General features: G+C 72.1%; 1 pseudogene. It reads right to left on the bottom strand.

The features are described from left to right. Positions 1–244, bottom strand: a pseudogene (locus R0J87_RS20515) (hypothetical protein); the annotation flags it as partial. Positions 245–272 lie beyond the last annotated feature (28 nt).

The following is a 272-nucleotide window of genomic DNA, read 5'->3' as shown; positions in this document are numbered from 1 at the left end:
CACCGTCGTAGTCGTGCACGTCGACCCAGATCGGGACTCCCGTCTCGCGCGCGATCGGCAGGAGCCGCAGCGGTTCGGCGGCGAGGTCGAGCACGATCACCGCCGCCTCCCCCATCCGTTCGCGCACCCAGGCGTCGTCCTCGCCCGCGGTCGCCTCCGGCGACGACAGGTACAGCGAGACCCGTTCGCCGGCGCGGGTCATGAGGTTCAGATGCCGCTCGGTGGTGCCTTGACCCCAGCGCACTCGCACCCCCGCACCATCGAGGGCCGCA

Source organism: Halomonas sp. SIMBA_159 (assembly GCF_046536035.1).
In the GTDB taxonomy this organism is placed as follows: Bacteria; Pseudomonadota; Gammaproteobacteria; order Pseudomonadales; family Halomonadaceae; genus Vreelandella; species Vreelandella venusta_A.
This window is presented reverse-complemented; position numbering and strand designations above follow the sequence as displayed.